Annotated in this window: 14 protein-coding genes; 7 read left to right on the top strand and 7 right to left on the bottom strand. The window is 43.1% G+C overall.

The genetic code is table 11. From position 1 onward, the window contains the following. Window positions 1-6: 6 nt before the first annotated feature. From trxB to NITUZ_RS03055, 3 genes are all read left to right on the top strand, one after another. Entirely contained in the window at window positions 7-990 is a 984-nt protein-coding gene (trxB, locus tag NITUZ_RS03065; RefSeq protein WP_048195174.1) for a thioredoxin-disulfide reductase, read from the top strand. Window positions 991-1,067: 77 nt separating this feature from the next. After that, on the top strand, window positions 1,068-2,492 hold the full coding sequence (locus NITUZ_RS03060) for a sensor histidine kinase (protein ID WP_155991284.1): 1,425 nt from the start codon (window positions 1,068-1,070) through the stop codon (window positions 2,490-2,492). Window positions 2,493-2,551: 59 nt separating this feature from the next. Continuing rightward, window positions 2,552-2,941 carry a response regulator gene (locus tag NITUZ_RS03055; protein ID WP_048195172.1) on the top strand — a complete coding sequence of 130 codons (390 nt, stop codon included), beginning with the start codon at window positions 2,552-2,554 and terminating at the stop codon, window positions 2,939-2,941. A 3-nt stretch (window positions 2,942-2,944) separates the two neighbouring features. On the opposite strand, the gene NITUZ_RS03050 is transcribed toward NITUZ_RS03055, so the two are convergent. From NITUZ_RS03050 to cofE, 4 genes are all read right to left on the bottom strand, one after another. Next, window positions 2,945-3,931 (bottom strand): PLP-dependent cysteine synthase family protein, encoded by a 987-nt coding sequence (locus tag NITUZ_RS03050; protein WP_244443797.1) that lies wholly within the window; start codon window positions 3,929-3,931, stop codon window positions 2,945-2,947. A 15-nt stretch (window positions 3,932-3,946) separates the two neighbouring features. Beyond that, complete coding sequence (locus NITUZ_RS03045; protein WP_048195164.1) at window positions 3,947-4,180, bottom strand: sulfurtransferase TusA family protein; 234 nt, start codon at window positions 4,178-4,180, stop codon at window positions 3,947-3,949. Window positions 4,181-4,298: 118 nt separating this feature from the next. Continuing rightward, entirely contained in the window at window positions 4,299-5,216 is a 918-nt protein-coding gene (locus NITUZ_RS03040) for a PHP-associated domain-containing protein (RefSeq protein WP_081844846.1), read from the bottom strand. 45 nt (window positions 5,217-5,261) lie between these two features. Further along, on the bottom strand, window positions 5,262-5,990 hold the full coding sequence (gene cofE / locus NITUZ_RS03035) for a coenzyme F420-0:L-glutamate ligase (RefSeq protein ID WP_048195990.1): 729 nt from the start codon (window positions 5,988-5,990) through the stop codon (window positions 5,262-5,264). Between the two features lie 153 nt (window positions 5,991-6,143). Between cofE and NITUZ_RS09975 the strand changes: the two genes are divergently transcribed. Next, window positions 6,144-6,320 (top strand): hypothetical protein, encoded by a 177-nt coding sequence (locus NITUZ_RS09975; RefSeq protein ID WP_155991281.1) that lies wholly within the window; start codon window positions 6,144-6,146, stop codon window positions 6,318-6,320. A gap of 7 nt (window positions 6,321-6,327) precedes the next feature. Here NITUZ_RS09975 and serB read toward each other — a convergent pair whose 3' ends face one another. Then, window positions 6,328-6,978: a phosphoserine phosphatase SerB gene (serB, locus tag NITUZ_RS03030; protein WP_048195162.1), complete on the bottom strand. Its 651-nt coding sequence runs from the start codon at window positions 6,976-6,978 to the stop codon at window positions 6,328-6,330. 103 nt (window positions 6,979-7,081) lie between these two features. Between serB and NITUZ_RS03025 the strand changes: the two genes are divergently transcribed. Then, window positions 7,082-7,372 (top strand): hypothetical protein, encoded by a 291-nt coding sequence (locus NITUZ_RS03025; RefSeq protein WP_048195160.1) that lies wholly within the window; start codon window positions 7,082-7,084, stop codon window positions 7,370-7,372. Between the two features lie 2 nt (window positions 7,373-7,374). Here the strand turns inward: NITUZ_RS03025 and NITUZ_RS03020 are convergent, their stop codons facing one another. Then, complete coding sequence (locus tag NITUZ_RS03020) at window positions 7,375-8,595, bottom strand: PEFG-CTERM sorting domain-containing protein (protein WP_155991278.1); 1,221 nt, start codon at window positions 8,593-8,595, stop codon at window positions 7,375-7,377. A 113-nt stretch (window positions 8,596-8,708) separates the two neighbouring features. Here NITUZ_RS03020 and proS point away from each other — a divergent pair, with 113 nt between their 5' ends. Both proS and NITUZ_RS03010 read left to right on the top strand, forming a co-directional pair. Continuing rightward, the gene (proS, locus tag NITUZ_RS03015; RefSeq protein WP_048195158.1) at window positions 8,709-10,154 is read left to right on the top strand and encodes a proline--tRNA ligase; all 1,446 of its coding nucleotides are present in this window, start codon (window positions 8,709-8,711) and stop codon (window positions 10,152-10,154) included. A gap of 32 nt (window positions 10,155-10,186) precedes the next feature. Next, window positions 10,187-11,155, top strand: coding sequence for an oligopeptide/dipeptide ABC transporter ATP-binding protein (locus tag NITUZ_RS03010; protein WP_048195156.1), 969 nt, complete (start codon window positions 10,187-10,189; stop codon window positions 11,153-11,155). Here NITUZ_RS03010 and NITUZ_RS03005 read toward each other — a convergent pair. Next, window positions 11,141-14,665 carry a chromosome segregation SMC family protein gene (locus NITUZ_RS03005; protein ID WP_048195154.1) on the bottom strand — a complete coding sequence of 1,175 codons (3,525 nt, stop codon included), beginning with the start codon at window positions 14,663-14,665 and terminating at the stop codon, window positions 11,141-11,143. The genes NITUZ_RS03010 and NITUZ_RS03005 overlap by 15 nt on opposite strands. Between the last annotated feature and the right edge of the window lie 66 nt (window positions 14,666-14,731).

Below are 14,731 nucleotides of genomic sequence, written 5' to 3'. Positions count from 1 at the left end.
TGATTCATGATGGCAGATGCCGGAAGCTCTGTGCTCGTAGAAAAAGAGTTTCCAAAGTCAGAGAGAAAAAAGACAAGTTATGATGTGATAATAATCGGAGCAGGGCCTGCAGGCTACACAGCGGGCATTTACTGCTCAAGGGCAAAATACGATACCCTGATACTCTCAGGTATCCTGCCGGGAGGCCAGCTTGTCAACACCACTGAGGTTGAAAACTATCCGGGATTTGAGAACGGCATAATGGGGCCGGATCTTATGATGACTATAAGAAAGCAGACAGAACGGATGGGCACTACCATCATAGATGATGAAGTGGTTAATGTGGACTTTAGACACAAGCCGTTTAAGATACTTACAGCATCAGAAGAATACGATTGCAGAGCAGTCATCATTGCAACAGGGGCATCACCAAGGAAGCTTGGACTTGAAGGAGAGATGACTTTCGGCGGAAGAGGCGTCTCGTATTGTGCAACTTGTGACGGACCATTCTTCAGAAATCAAGAGCTTGCCGTAGTTGGCGGCGGCGACTCTGCAATAGAAGAAGCCACTTTTCTGACAAAATTTGCAAGCAAGGTACACCTAGTGCATAGACGCGATACTCTTAAGGCAAGCAAGATAATGCAAGAGAGGGCCTTTGCAAACTCCAAAATACAATTCCATTGGGACAGCGAAGTAGTTGAGATAATAGGAGAGCAAAAAGTCAACGGCGTAACAATCAAGAATTTGAAAAATGAACAGAAAACATCACTTCCAGTAGGCGGCATATTCGTTGCAATTGGACACACCCCCAACACCAAAATATTTGAAAAGCAAGTAGAGCTTGATTCGCAAGGATATGTGGTTCTAAAAAATCACACCAGAACCAGCGTCGAGGGAGTATTTGCTGCAGGTGATGTTCACGATCACAGATACAGACAGGCAATCACCGCTGCCGGCTTTGGCTGCATGGCAGCAATAGACGTTGACAGATACCTTACAGAGAACAAATAATCTGTCTGTTCGATTCAGACAAACATTCACAGAAAGAATACGATATTGATTGGAATGCATGCCGCAAGGTGACAGACGTGTTGTTTGGTAGGACTAGTTTTAAGATAAGTGGCACTGTCGGGATCATCATCTTACTTCTTGGAATCACAGTACTGTTTGGAATGTACCAGATGTCCAAGGTGAGTAGTGAGATAGTTAACATATCTGAAGCATACGAGCCGCTACAAAACATACTAGGTGAAATCAGGTACCATCAGGCTGCACAGGTGGACAGTTTTGAGAAGGCAATGATTAGTCAAAGCAGAGCAGATCTTGACAGAGCCAAAGAAGAATTCTGGTCAAGCAACGTGCTGGTCAAATCAAACATCCAGCAGGGCAAGAATCTTGCAGAGACAGGATATACGGTGGCAGCCACGGAGGAGGCCATCAGTAGTTTTAGGACAATACACAGTAATTTTGTCGAGCTGGAGAAGGCGCACCTTGAGCTTGAGCAGATTACAAAGGATGCTATCAGTTCAGACAAATACGACCAGTTTGTCTTGGGGCAGGTTGCTGCAAAAAAATCGCATCTACAAAGTAAGATTGACGGTATAGCAGATCAGATTGCAACGTTCAATGATCAGTCAATTAGCGCCATAGAAGAGTACGAGCGCGGTTGGCTTTATGTTCAAATCGGAATAATAATCGCAGTAGGCATAATTGCACTGTTTATGAGGCAGTTCATAGGCCAGATAAATGGAGAGCTGAAAAAAGAGATCGATAGCAAGACAGAAGAGCTAAGAGAGGCCAACAAAAAGCTGCAGGAAATGGACAGGATGAAAAACGAATTCATCAGCATAGCCTCGCACGAACTAAAAAGCCCAATACAGCCCATATTCGGATTTGCAGAGCTAGCACAGTCAGGAGATATAGACCAGAAGGAGGCATGGGATGGCGTAACCACACTTGCCAAAAAGCTCCAGGATTTGGCAAACGATGTACTTGATGTCACGCGCATAGAAAGCAACAGACTAACTTTGTATCAGGAAAAACTGCCAATTAATGAAATAATCAAAGACACGATAAACATGATGAGAAAATCACTAAGTAAAGATTTGTCAATTGTTGAGGAGCTTGCCGACGATGCGGAAGTTGAAGTAGACAGAGTGAGAATAGAGCAGGTTCTACGCAATTTAATTGGGAACGCAATCAAGTTTACCGAAAAAGGCACCATTAGAGTAAAAACACACATAGACGCACGCACCGCAAGTCTGTTAGTCACTATTAGTGATACCGGATTGGGCATACCAAAAGAGATACTGCCCAACATATTTGGCAAGTTTGTCACAAAAGGACATGAGCGAGAGAATCAAAGCGGCAACGGACTTGGGTTATTTTTGTGCAAGGGAATTGTGGAGGCCCACGGAGGCAGGATCAGCGCAAGAAACAACGCTGACCGGGGTGCAAGCTTTGAGTTCTCGCTTCCGCTTGCGGAAAAGACGGTCGAGACCATGGCAAATTAGTGTTTGTGTGCTTTAGACAAACTCATCTTAAATTATTCACGGAATTCAACAGTGGATCGATGGCATTGAAGATACTTGTTGCAGAAGACAATGTGTTTACTGCTACCCAGTATGCACGCGTGTTGGAAAAAAGCGGTCACAGTGTTGTGATTGCAAGGGACGGACAGGAATGCATAGAAAGATATTCTGATGAGCTTATCAAGTCAGAATTCAACTCAATAGATAAGAATCCATTTGATGTGGTGTTGTTAGATAACAACATGCCAAAAAAAAGTGGAGTCGAGGTTGCAAAAGAAATACTGGATAAAAGGCCGAATCAAAGGATTATTTTTGCATCAGCGTACGATATTAACTCGCTTCTGAAGACGCCCGGTACGATACCTGAAAGCGTCGAAGTGCTAGAAAAACCGTTTTCGTTAAACACGATGATTAGCAAGATACAGGCCTAAGCATTACATGTAAACAATTTTGGATACGTGTTTTGCTTCCTTTAGGGCCCTATCAAAGTCTTCTTCTGTGAATACTTTTTGTTGAGCGTACAGGCTTTTGAATTTCCTTCCATCATCTGCAAAGATTCCAACTACGCATCCCTCATCAATTTTGTAGTTTTTCATTCCTGTATACACTGCGGCAGATGATGGGCTAACAAGCATCTTTTCTTTTTCAAATATTTCCCTTACCGATGCAAATGCCTGGTCATTTGTAACTGTGATCCAGTCATCAACTACCTTCTCGCGTCTGAGGAACAAGTCCGGTTTTGCTGACTCTTCAAAGTTTCTTAGACCTTGGATGAGGTGATTTTGCTGCGGCTGTACTGCGATCGTCTTGATTTTTGGGTTCTGCTCCTTAAGATACGATGAGATTCCAGTGATTGTACCGCCAGTGCCCACGCCAGTGAAAAAGTGGGTGACCTTACCCTCAGTCTGATTCCATATTTCAGGACCGGTCCCCCTGTAGTGACCAAGAAAATTTGCCTCGTTTGAATATTGGTTTGGCGAGAAATACTTGTCTGGCCTTGCCGATGCAATTGAGGTGGCAAGTGCGATGCTCTGGTCTGTTCCAGAGCCGACCTTCGGGCATAGATCGTCACTTGTCTCGTAAAGCTTTGCGCCAAGTGAAGAGATGATCTTTTTTGTCTCCTCGCTTGCCTTTTCTGGAATCACAATTTCCACCTGATATCCAAGAAGGTTTGCAATTCCAGTAAGTGCGATTCCCGTATTTCCCGATGTCGGTTCTATGATTATTGTCTCGCCGCGCTTTAGCCTACCTTTTTCTTCTGCATCCTTTATCATCCAGTATGCTGCACGGTCTTTGACTGAACCGAATGGGTTGTGCCCCTCTAGCTTTGCAAAATACGTGGTCTTGGAATTTGATAATGATTCTAATTTCACAAGCGGGGTGTTACCAATTCTTTTTAGGATCTCTTGATCAGTTAGCACTTTGGTTGCCAGAAGTTATTTCACCTTTTTAATTGAGAATTCCAGCTCTGAATCTCTTTTTTGCAATCCCAAAAGCTCATGACCGTTTCGCTTGACCCATCTTGATATGTCCTCTTCCGCATTTGGGTCGTCTGCAAGAACTGTCAGGATCTCACCAACCTGCATTTTTTCAACTTCAATCTTTGTTCTAAAGACAGGTTCGGGGCAAAACAGTCCCCGTGCATCGAGTTTTTTTGTGGTTGCACTCATAGATGATCTCCAGTGCCCGAATGCATATTAAAATCTATTTAACTTTAGTTAAAGCTAAAGCTGATTTTTATTTATTTTATCTTGAATACTGCGATTTGGTAGAATTTGATTACAGATCCTATATTGCCATCTTGAGCATTCTTGATAGATTTCTGCTGGCAATCTCGGACGGATCATAATCAAGCATGTTGATTTTTCTTGATACTCTTTTCATCAAAAACACTGCAAGCTTGTATACAAGAGACCACAGATAACTATTCTGATTTGCATCATATATTCTCAAGAGAAATGAAAGCATCCATTCTGAGTTCGGATAATGCTCCCGTATGTATTCTGCAAGATAATCTTTGGAATTGTTGATTTTGTACTTGATGTGTTCAAGTGTCTCCTTTTCTCTTGCGTATCCGGTGCTAAGTATTGAGATCTTTCCATGCCTCATAGAATACAGGGCATCATCTAGGTTGTTTTCCGCTTCCAACAGGTTCACACATCTTCCAAGAGTTGAAAGCACGTGAGAATCGCTTCCTGCGACGCCTATTTTGTTGTGTTCCATTGAGAATTTTGTTGCGCGAGCATTAGAGATCACGTCCACGTTATTGCTGTTGAACACCTCTATTAGGTCGCACATCTTGGCTTTTTCCCGCAATGCATCAAGCAGGCTGAACGGGTGTGGGGCGCAAGAGATGGCATCCTGACGCCTTATCTCATCAACTATTTCTTCAAGCGGCAGGCCTGCAGGTATCTCGTCATGTATTCCATACGCTATAACATGTGCTCCCGTGTCAGTAGTGATCTCCTCGGCAGGGTAGATCTGTATGTCTCTGTATTTTACATGATCATTTTTGTATTCCAGTATTTGCGTGTAACCGTTGAGCGTGTTATGATTTGTTACAAACATGGCTCCAAGCCCAAGTGTTCTACATCGCTCAAGCTGCTCTGTAATTGTAATGTTGCAGTCAAAAGGAGGCTCCTTCTCACCGACATGAAAGTTTGAGAACAGATTATGGCAATGCAATTCTGCTCGTATGTGATCCAAATCAACTGCAATCTTGCAGCTGCGATTATAATCTTTTTTGTATTTCTACCTAAACAGGTCAGAACTCTTGGGCCTAAGCAGTGATCGTATGCTCTCGTTGGCAGACTCGTAATCAAAGTTACGTATTATTGCAAATGGACAGTTTGCAGATTTTTTCATCACAAGCTCTGCCGCACCGCAAAGCTCGTCGGCCTGAGCAATTGCGGTAACTCGCAAAGTTTTGCCAAAAGAGTCCTTCTTTCCAGCATAGTCATTAATAGGTCTCATCCCAGCAATGCCTATTGCATGGTTTGTCTGTCCCTCTCTGAATGGCCTTCCAAACGTATCGGATATTATCACTGCAACCTTCTTGCCAGTAATTTCAGATATCTTGCTCTGAAAGGTTAACGCAGATCTATCAGGGTCGTCAGGGAGCAATGATGCAAAACCCTTAGGAAGATTACTTTCATCAACTCCGGAATTTGCACACACAAATCCGTGCTTTGTCTCCGTGATTATCACTCCACCCTGCATACGTACGATCCTCTGCGCTTCTGAGAGTATGACCTCCACCAATTTCGGATCCTTTCCGTATTCTGCCGCAATTCCGACTGCAAGTATCGATGGGATTACTTGGGAGAGATCAACTATCTTTCCCTCCTGTTTGGAGATTGCTTTTTGTGCCACCACTATGACGTCGCCTTCCTGAACGCCCTTAAAGTTTGATAGAAAGACTTTTGCCAGATCGTCCCCTTTTTGAATTTCTTTTTTTATGATAATTGGGATTATTTCCAAGGCCATCTGGTTGTATTTTATCAGGTCTGTTTAATTGCTTAACGCTTTTGCAGTTTTAAAATCCTGAACAGATTTTTGAGCTTATCCACGTTTGGACGAATTGAACGGATAATTTTTGGATAAATTTACATTATTTTTCTTCTATTATACGCCATGATGCAGATAAGGTTAAACCGGGAACAGCTCAAAAAAGTTCACGGGGAAATATACGGACTGCGCAAGAGTGATGCCCCAATATGCATACAGCTTGAAAAACTTGACAGGTACATACAGCAGCACTCAGGCAAAGGCTTCAAGCCAGACACGTTCGATACGTTCGATTACGTATGATTGCTAGCTAGGCAACAGTCTGTAACTGTAGATTCAGTTTGTAATGTTTGTTAATGATCTCGATTAGGTGAGTCAGGTTTTTTTCTTCAATTGTTACTGTCGCTTTTTCTTTCACTATGTCTTGTGCGCGAAATGCCACACCTAGGCCGCATATGTCAAATAGTGTAAGATCGTTTGCGCCATCCACTGTGACAACTATGTTTTCCTTTTTTTCGTTCCATTCTGCAATTTTTGCTCTAGCTGACTTTGCTTTATCTGATGTGACGTTAATTTTTACATCATCAAGCTTGCCGTCCTTGAAGATTAGCTCATTAGAGTAAACATAGTCAAGACCTAGTTCTTCTTTTAGTCTGTCAGTCATTATGGTGAATCCGCCAGATACTGCAAGTATCTTCCAGCCTGCAGATTTGAGAACCCTGCAGGTTTCTTTTGCGCCAGTCATTATTGGGAGCTCATCAGCCACTTGTTTGCATGTTTCATAGCCAAGTCCGCGCAAGGCTGCGACTCTAGTCCTTAGTCCATCCTCCCAGTTTATCAGTCCCTGTATTCCCTTTCTTGTTATTTCCCAGATTTCTTTTTCTTTGTTAACTTTTTCTGCAAGAATTGGAAGATATTCTGCGTCAAACAGTACTCCTTCTACATCGAAAATTGCAAGCAACTGATTCCAATTTTTGGGGAAAATGCTATCAATATAAAAGTTGAAGTTTGTTTTTAGATCGCTCAACGCTAATATTAAATCAAGGTAGTAGTGAATTCACATCATGGATGAGCTTGAGCACAAATATGAGGTAGAAGTCAAATTATCAGAAAAACAACAAAGACTTCCAGAGGATGTCAAAGATGAACTAAAGGCTTCTGGCATGATGGACGAGAAAGGCAAGTTAAAGCTGAAAGGAGTCAGTCCCAAGATGCTCAAAAAGATGAAGACTGAATTTGTTGACTGTCCTGTTCTCAAATCAAACATACAGTTCATCCAATGCTTTGTATGCCCTAATTTCCAAAGTAGGGTGATGGGCAAAGTGTTGTGCAAGGGCGATTTACTAAAAAAATAAAGTTATTGAGGTCTGGTTCCCCAGCCTAGTTGTATCAGTCTTTCTGCAGTTTCGGATTTGACGCATGCAGGCGATGAGTTACCAGTCTTTATGATGAGCTCCATTCCGGAATCGCAAACTACGTCTTCTGGTTCTATGCCGAACTCGACTTGTTGTAGTGGCGACATGTCTTGCTGTTCTTGTTCCTCGTGTTCTTGCTCTTTGTGTTCGTGTTCTGCGCCTATCAGCATTGCTGCTTCGTGGAGCTTTTCCACTATGGCGTCCACATGCGAGTCTATTTTGTCTGAAGTAACACCTTCGTTTATCATGTTACGCAATTCCTGCCTCAACATGACCTCTATTTCCTCCATCAGTTTTGTGTCGTGTTTTGCTATTGGACCTTCAAGGAATTCGTAGTTGTCAAGATACGCCTTTGTAGCAAGACTGAGCGCTTCTTCACTCATTCCATTTGCGTACTGTTCTTTTACCTGGTCTAGCAGACTCTCTATGTTCTCAAAGTAAGTTTCAGGTCCACGCATAACCGATTCAACTCCTGTGATTTCATCGATTTCAGCAAGTAGTCCGCCTACCAGTGTTTCGATATCCGAGGGGTCAGCTCTCTCATCGTATGCTTGCCAGAGCGTAGAGTAAAGATCATTTATCTCCATAGAGGCGTCTTCTGGTACATCTCCTTTTATCTCCTCAAAGATTTGCTGAGATCTCCATACGAATGCAGATCCGTCTTGGAATTCTGCCATCTCGTTTATGGTTCCATTCTCTACGGCCTCAGCGTATTCTGCGGCTGAAGTTTCAAGCAGTGTCTTCATGAGTGCAAGCTTGAACATTGGATTGTTACTAAGATCTTGGCCAACGATTAGGATTCTTGCCTCCTCGATGATCATTCTTGCATCATCTAGTGCCTTTTGTGCATCTTCCCGTGTAGCGTTGACAGTGTTGGTGCGTAATTCCATAAGTGTGGTTTGGATCTTTGCATCAAGTTCAGGGTCGCTTTCTTGCAGGGTAGGCCTCATCAAATCATACAGCTCCGCTATTGGATGTGTTGCGTGCACCATTGCAAGTACTGCATTGTTCTCATCAAGGTTCAGCTCAAGTGCGTGAAAGTGCCCAAGTGTCTCTTCCAATGCCGACGCAAATTCGAGCTTCTCGCTCTGATCTGCGCTAGCCGAAGAAAATCCGACTGCAAAAAGTAACGTTGTAATTACTACACATGTTACCTTGTGCATATTTGACGGATAGGACATTCTCATTTAAAGGAGCGACCAGATTCCAAATCTTTAGAACGATGACAGGAACCGTTTAAGAAACGCTCATTAGTCAAAATCGAGGCCCAACTTTGTTGAATAAGGAAGAGGTAGGCATCACAGTATCAAAAAAAGAAGACTTTAGTGAGTGGTACACACAGGTGGTACTCAAAGCTCAGCTTGCAGATTATGCGCCTGTAAAAGGTCTCATTGTCCTAAGGCCTGACGGCTATGCAATATGGGAATCAATTAGAACAATACTTGATGAGAAACTCAAAAAGACAGGACATCGAAATGGCTTTCTTCCCATATTAATTCCAGAGTCGTTGCTTGGAAAAGAAAAGAGCCATTTTGCAGGATTTAATCCCGAGGTATTTTGGGTCACCCATTCAGGCGACACTGAGATAGGCGACAGGCTAGCACTGCGTCCCACATCCGAGACTTTGGCATATTCGCTTTACTCAAAATGGATACAAAGTTGGCGAGACCTGCCGTTGAAAATTAACTTTTGGAATACTGCACTAAGGGCAGAGATAAAGGCGACAAAACCGTTTTTGAGAACATCGGAATTTCTATGGCAGGAGGGGCACACTGTCCATGCTACACAGGAGGAAGCTGAAAGTGAAGTTCTGGCTATACTTGAGATTTACAAAAAGACTGTAGAGGAAGAGCTTGCAATACCAGTAATCACAGGAAAGAAAAGCAACAAGGAGAAATTTGTCGGCGCCGTATACACTACCACCATGGAGTCAATCATGCCTGACGGCAAGGCACTCCAGATGGGCACGTCACATTTTCTCGGTCAGAATTTTTCAAAACCGTTTGATGTCAAGTTTCTTGACAAGAATAACGTAGAAAATTATGCGTGGCAGACATCATGGGGAGTATCATGGAGACTAATAGGAGCAACAATAATGGTTCATGGTGATGACAAGGGACTTGTACTTCCTCCGCGGGTGGCCCCCATACAAATTGTAATCGTTCCAATATATTACTCCGATAAGGACGCTCAACGTGTAAATCAAAAAGCCGACGAAGTAGAAAGACTGCTTGTAAGCAAGGGTCTCAGGGTGCATGTAGACAGAAGGGACGAGCTCACTCCTGGATTCAAGTACAATGAATGGGAGCTCAGAGGAGTCCCCCTCAGAATTGAGATTGGCCCAAAGGATCTTGACAAGCAAAAGGTCACCGTAGCTAGGCGTCATAACAGGCAAAAATCGGATCTCCCATTCGATAAGATAGGCTCAGAAATTGGGACCATACTGCAGCAAATACAAGATGAGATGTTTACTGCTGCAAAGAAAATGCTCGATGATAGAACTGTTACGCTAACAGATTATTCCAGATTCAAGCCGGAGCTTGAGAAAGGACATTTTATCAAGGCACCATGGTGCGGTAATGCAACCTGCGAGGAGAAGATCAAAGAAGAGACGATGGCGGACATAAGGGTCATACCTTTTGGAAGCGAGAACAGTACTGGAAAGTGCATCTACTGCGGTCAGCAAGGTAGCGCAGATGTCATATTTGGTAGAGCATACTAATTCTGATATACTCATCAATACAAAAATATGCATTGAGTGAGATACTGCGAGTTGAGAAGCTGGTAAAGCATTTTGTCAAGAAAGGCTGGCTTGGAAAGCAGAGCGTAGTCAGGGCCGTGGACGGAGTTTCCTTCTCACTTAATGCCGGACAGATACTAGTACTTGCAGGCGAATCAGGATCAGGCAAATCTACTGTAGCAAAGATGATTCTCAGAGCAATTAGGCCTGATTCTGGAAAAGTGTTCTTTGATGGAGATGAGATTACAGATAGCACTGAATCATTAAGAAAAATACGAATGGGGTGCCAGATGGTTTACCAGGATCCGTATGACTCGATAAACCCACAGATGAAAATAAGAGACATTGTTGCAGAACCAATTGAGATTCATAATGTTGGAAATGCAAAAGAGCGTGAGCAGATGGTAATAGAGGCCTTGCACGAAGTCAGGTTGGAACCGGCGCTGGAGATAATGGAAAAATATCCGCACATGCTATCAGGAGGACAAAGACAACGCGTTGTGCTTGCAAGGGCGCTTGTACTCAGACCAAAGATGATAATCGCAGATGAACCAGTATCCATGCTTGATGTGTCTGTGAGAGCAGAGATTCTTGAACTCATGGAAAGCTTGAGGCAAAAGCATGGAATCTCCTTCATATACATCACACATGATCTTGCAACAGCCAGATACTTTGGACATGTAATTGCCATCATGTATTTGGGAAAGATAGTCGAAATTGGCCCAATCAACGATGTTTTGACAAACCCGATGCATCCATACACCCAGGCATTAATTGACGCGATATCAGAACCCGACCCAAAAAATCTGCATCGTAAAAAGACAATCAGAATAAACGAGCCATCAGATGCAGATGTATACCAAGGGTGCAGGTTTATTGCTCGGTGCCCCTATGCGTTTGATAAATGTACGGTAGAGCCTCCCCTTGAGGAAAAAGGTGAAAGAAAGGTAGCGTGCTTTGCAGTAAAATCATCCGGTGATTGATGGCATTCGTTTGTCCTTGTATGTGACCACGTGCGAGACGCCGTTCTTTGGATACACACCGTAGATGAGCTTTGCTTTCTGGACTACCGAGTCTTTTAGTGAGACCATTATGAACTGGCTACCTTCGGAGCGTTGTTCGATAATCTTGGCAAGCTTTTCAGAGTTTGGCGCATCAAGGTGTGCGTCAACCTCATCGAAAAGGTAAAAAACTGAAGGTTTTAGCTTCTGTAGCGCTAGTACGAATACTATTGCAGCGAGTGTCTTTTCTCCGCCGGAAATAGAGGTCGATTCTCTTTTCGGTTTGTTTGGGAACTGGATAAGATAAGATATTCCGGAATTGAATATATCGTCCTCATTTTGTAGCTCAAGCCATGCCTCGCCGCCAGTCATAGTGTTAAATGCTTCACGTATCTCCTTGTCGACTTTGTCAAATGCCTCAAGGAACGTCTGGCGCTTGTCCTTATCTATTTCCTCAATGAATGCAACTATAGCGTTTCTTTCTGCTTCCAGTTCGTTCTTTCTATCAGACATTGAGCGGTATCCGCTAGACACTTCTACATATGTTTCTGGTGCAGTTGCGTTGAGTTTGGATGTAAGCGAGTTCATTTCGGATTCCAGCGAGCTGAGAATTGAATCAACGTCAAATGTTTCAGTAATTTCTTCGTAGCCGTATTTTTCAAGAATTTTTTGTATTTTGACTTCGTTTTCCGTTATATCTTTTATGTCCCTTGCAAGTGAATCAGATTGTCTTTCGTATGCGTTTATCTCCTTGGTGATCGAGCGTTCTTGTTCGTTGAGCTCCGATAGTCTTTGGTCAAACTCTTGGAGTTTGGAAATTGATGTGCCAGATGTTGCAATTAGTTGCTGTTCCTTTTCTCTTAGCTTGACCAGATTTTCGTTCGCAATCTCCTTTTCCTTGGCAATGGCGTTGATGCGCGATTCGATTTCGTGTCTTTCTCGGTTCAGTGTTGTTTGTTCTTCATGCAGGTTTCGCATCTTTGCCTTCTCACCAAGCTCCTGGGCTGCAAGTGTGGCAAGCTCAGATTCTTTCTCTCTGAGATCGTTTACTATCGTAGATTGTTTTGTCATAAGATCAGATCGTCGTTGATTAAGCCTGGAAAGGTCAGATGCTATCCTGCTTGTCTCGCCGTCAGCATAGTTATCATGCATCATCGCTATCCTTTCTTCAAGCGATGCGATGAAGGACTCTTCTTTTGCACGATCCGCCCTTAGTTTTTCAACATGTCTTTGCAGCTGAGATATTCTCGAATGTAGTTGGTCGCGCGTTTTTGCAATAGTTGCAAGTTTTACCTTCAAATCAGAGTAGCTCATCTCCGCATTCGTAAGACCGGTTTCAGATATCGTGAGACGTTCTCTGTAGCTTTCCACTATTCCTTCGATTTTTTTGAGTGTAAACCTCTTCTTTTGAATGAATTTTTTGAGCAGGTTGATTGACTGGTTGAGCCCGTCAACAGACGTGCTCATTGAGATTATTTTTGTCAGTTTGGATATCTTGGAGTTGATATCTATTATTACAGCGCTGCCCTTTGATTCAAAGAACTCTCCTTCCAGCGTGACTGTTTTGTAGCCAGATTTAGAGATGCGCATGGCAGACTCGCGCGAGTCTACAAGGACGATATTTCCAAACAAGAATGTTTTGAGTGATGCAAACTTTTCCTCACATCTTACATAATCAGACAGTATGCCAATTACGCCATGGTCCTGAGGTAGTGAGAGTGAGAATTTCGGTATTGCCTCAAGTGGGATTATTTTCAGCTTTGGTAGTTTTTTTGTACGGGCTATCTCTGCAAGGCTAAGAAGCGTTGTAAAGTCTTTTACCACAAATGACTTTATCCAGTCGGATGCAGCTGCTAGCACTGCTCGTTCGTGTTCCTTATCCCAGCTTATCAGCTCATAAACAAGTCCATCGATTCCAAGCTCCGCGCCGTGCTCTTTGAGACTTGCGATGGTGTAATCTTCATGCATTATTCCTTTTACGACCTTGATTTTTGCATCGTATTGAGCGGCAGCCCTTGAGGCCTTTTCCAATATCTGCGTTATCTCCTCAATATCGCGCTCGACTCTTTCATGCTTGGATGTCTGCTCAGTTATCCTTGATTTGAGCTCTGCAACAGCATCCTTGTGATTTGTTCTGATTGACTCCAGTCTTATTTTTAGCTGATCAAGTTTTGTTGCCTCTTCCAGAAGTTCCGAGTGTCGTTTTTGGTTATTCGCGATTTTAGTTTCAGAGTCCTCGATTTCAGATTCTATTTTTCCAAAAGTGATTCTGGCGTTTGTCAACTTTGATGTCAGACTCTGTATCTTGCTGTCCACCTCCTTTCTTTGCGCTATTACCTGAGCTTGCTGCTTGTATACCTGAGATATTTCCGATTCCAGTATCTTGATTTCTTGAAATGACTGATTCTTTTGTTCCCGTATTTGGGCCAGAATTGTCTTTTGTTCCGCAATCTTTGCTTCTATCTCAGAACGAGTTTGATGAAGACGTTCAAGTTCTGCCGATATTTCAGGTAGTCTTGCAAGTATCTGTTCCAACCGCCTCGTTTTTGTTATTGTTTCAGTGTTAGCGCTCTCATAGATTTGCATTGCAGCGCTTATCTCCGAGTCGATTGATGCCTTTGCTTGATTGTATGCGTTGGCTTCTGCCATGAATGCGTTCTTTTGGGACTCTAGCTCGGCGATTTCTTTTTTCAGCCTAGCCCGTTCCTCGTCAAGTTTTTTTGCCTCTGAGACAAGCGAATGCATGCTTCTCTCCTTTGAGATTTTTTCTGCTTGAATCACCTTCATCTTGTTGGATGCAGATATTGCATGGAATCTTCCGATTTCGCGGTTTATCAGTTCATACCTTAATTTTAGGTTACGTTCCACCTCAAGCTCGTCTATCCTTTTTTTGATCTCATCCATCCTTGCAAGCGCAACCTCAAGACGCCTGTCGGCATCCTCAAGTTGTTTTATAGACTCTGTCTTTTTCTCGTCAAAATAGGCAAGTCCTATCAGGTCTTCGATAACGGTTCGCTTTTCCTCGGCTGTAAACTCGGATATTCTGGTCACCGTTCCCTGCTGTACTGCGTTAAGCTGGTTGAGGCTTGCATTCGCAACCTCCAAAAGATCCAGAATCTGATTCCTGTTTGTCTGTTTTTGGTTGAGATAGTATATGTTCTCACCGTGCTCGTCCATCTCCCTTGTTATCACAACCGAGTTAGAGTCTACCGGGATCTTTCTGTCGGTGTTGTCAAAATGCAGGCTCACACGTGCCATCTTTGTTCCACGTCGAGTGCCTTCGATGTCGTGGATCAGAGATCGGAGCTTGTCCACCCTCATTATTTTTGGTCTGTTTTCGCCAAGAGCAAAGATTATCGCGTCAAGGATGTTACTTTTACCGGATCCGTTGGGGCCAGATATTGAGACGAGTCCAGGCTCAAAGTTAACTGTGGTATTTGTAAATCCGAATGATTTGAAACCGAAAATATCGACTTTTTTGATGTGAACCAATGCTTACCTTTGAAGATCAGGTTTGTTAATCAAATATTGACAAGTTTAGTTGACCAGTCAAACAAT

Source organism: Candidatus Nitrosotenuis uzonensis (genome assembly GCF_000723185.1).
GTDB classification, from domain to species: Archaea; Thermoproteota; Nitrososphaeria; order Nitrososphaerales; family Nitrosopumilaceae; genus Nitrosotenuis; species Nitrosotenuis uzonensis.
This window is presented reverse-complemented; position numbering and strand designations above follow the sequence as displayed.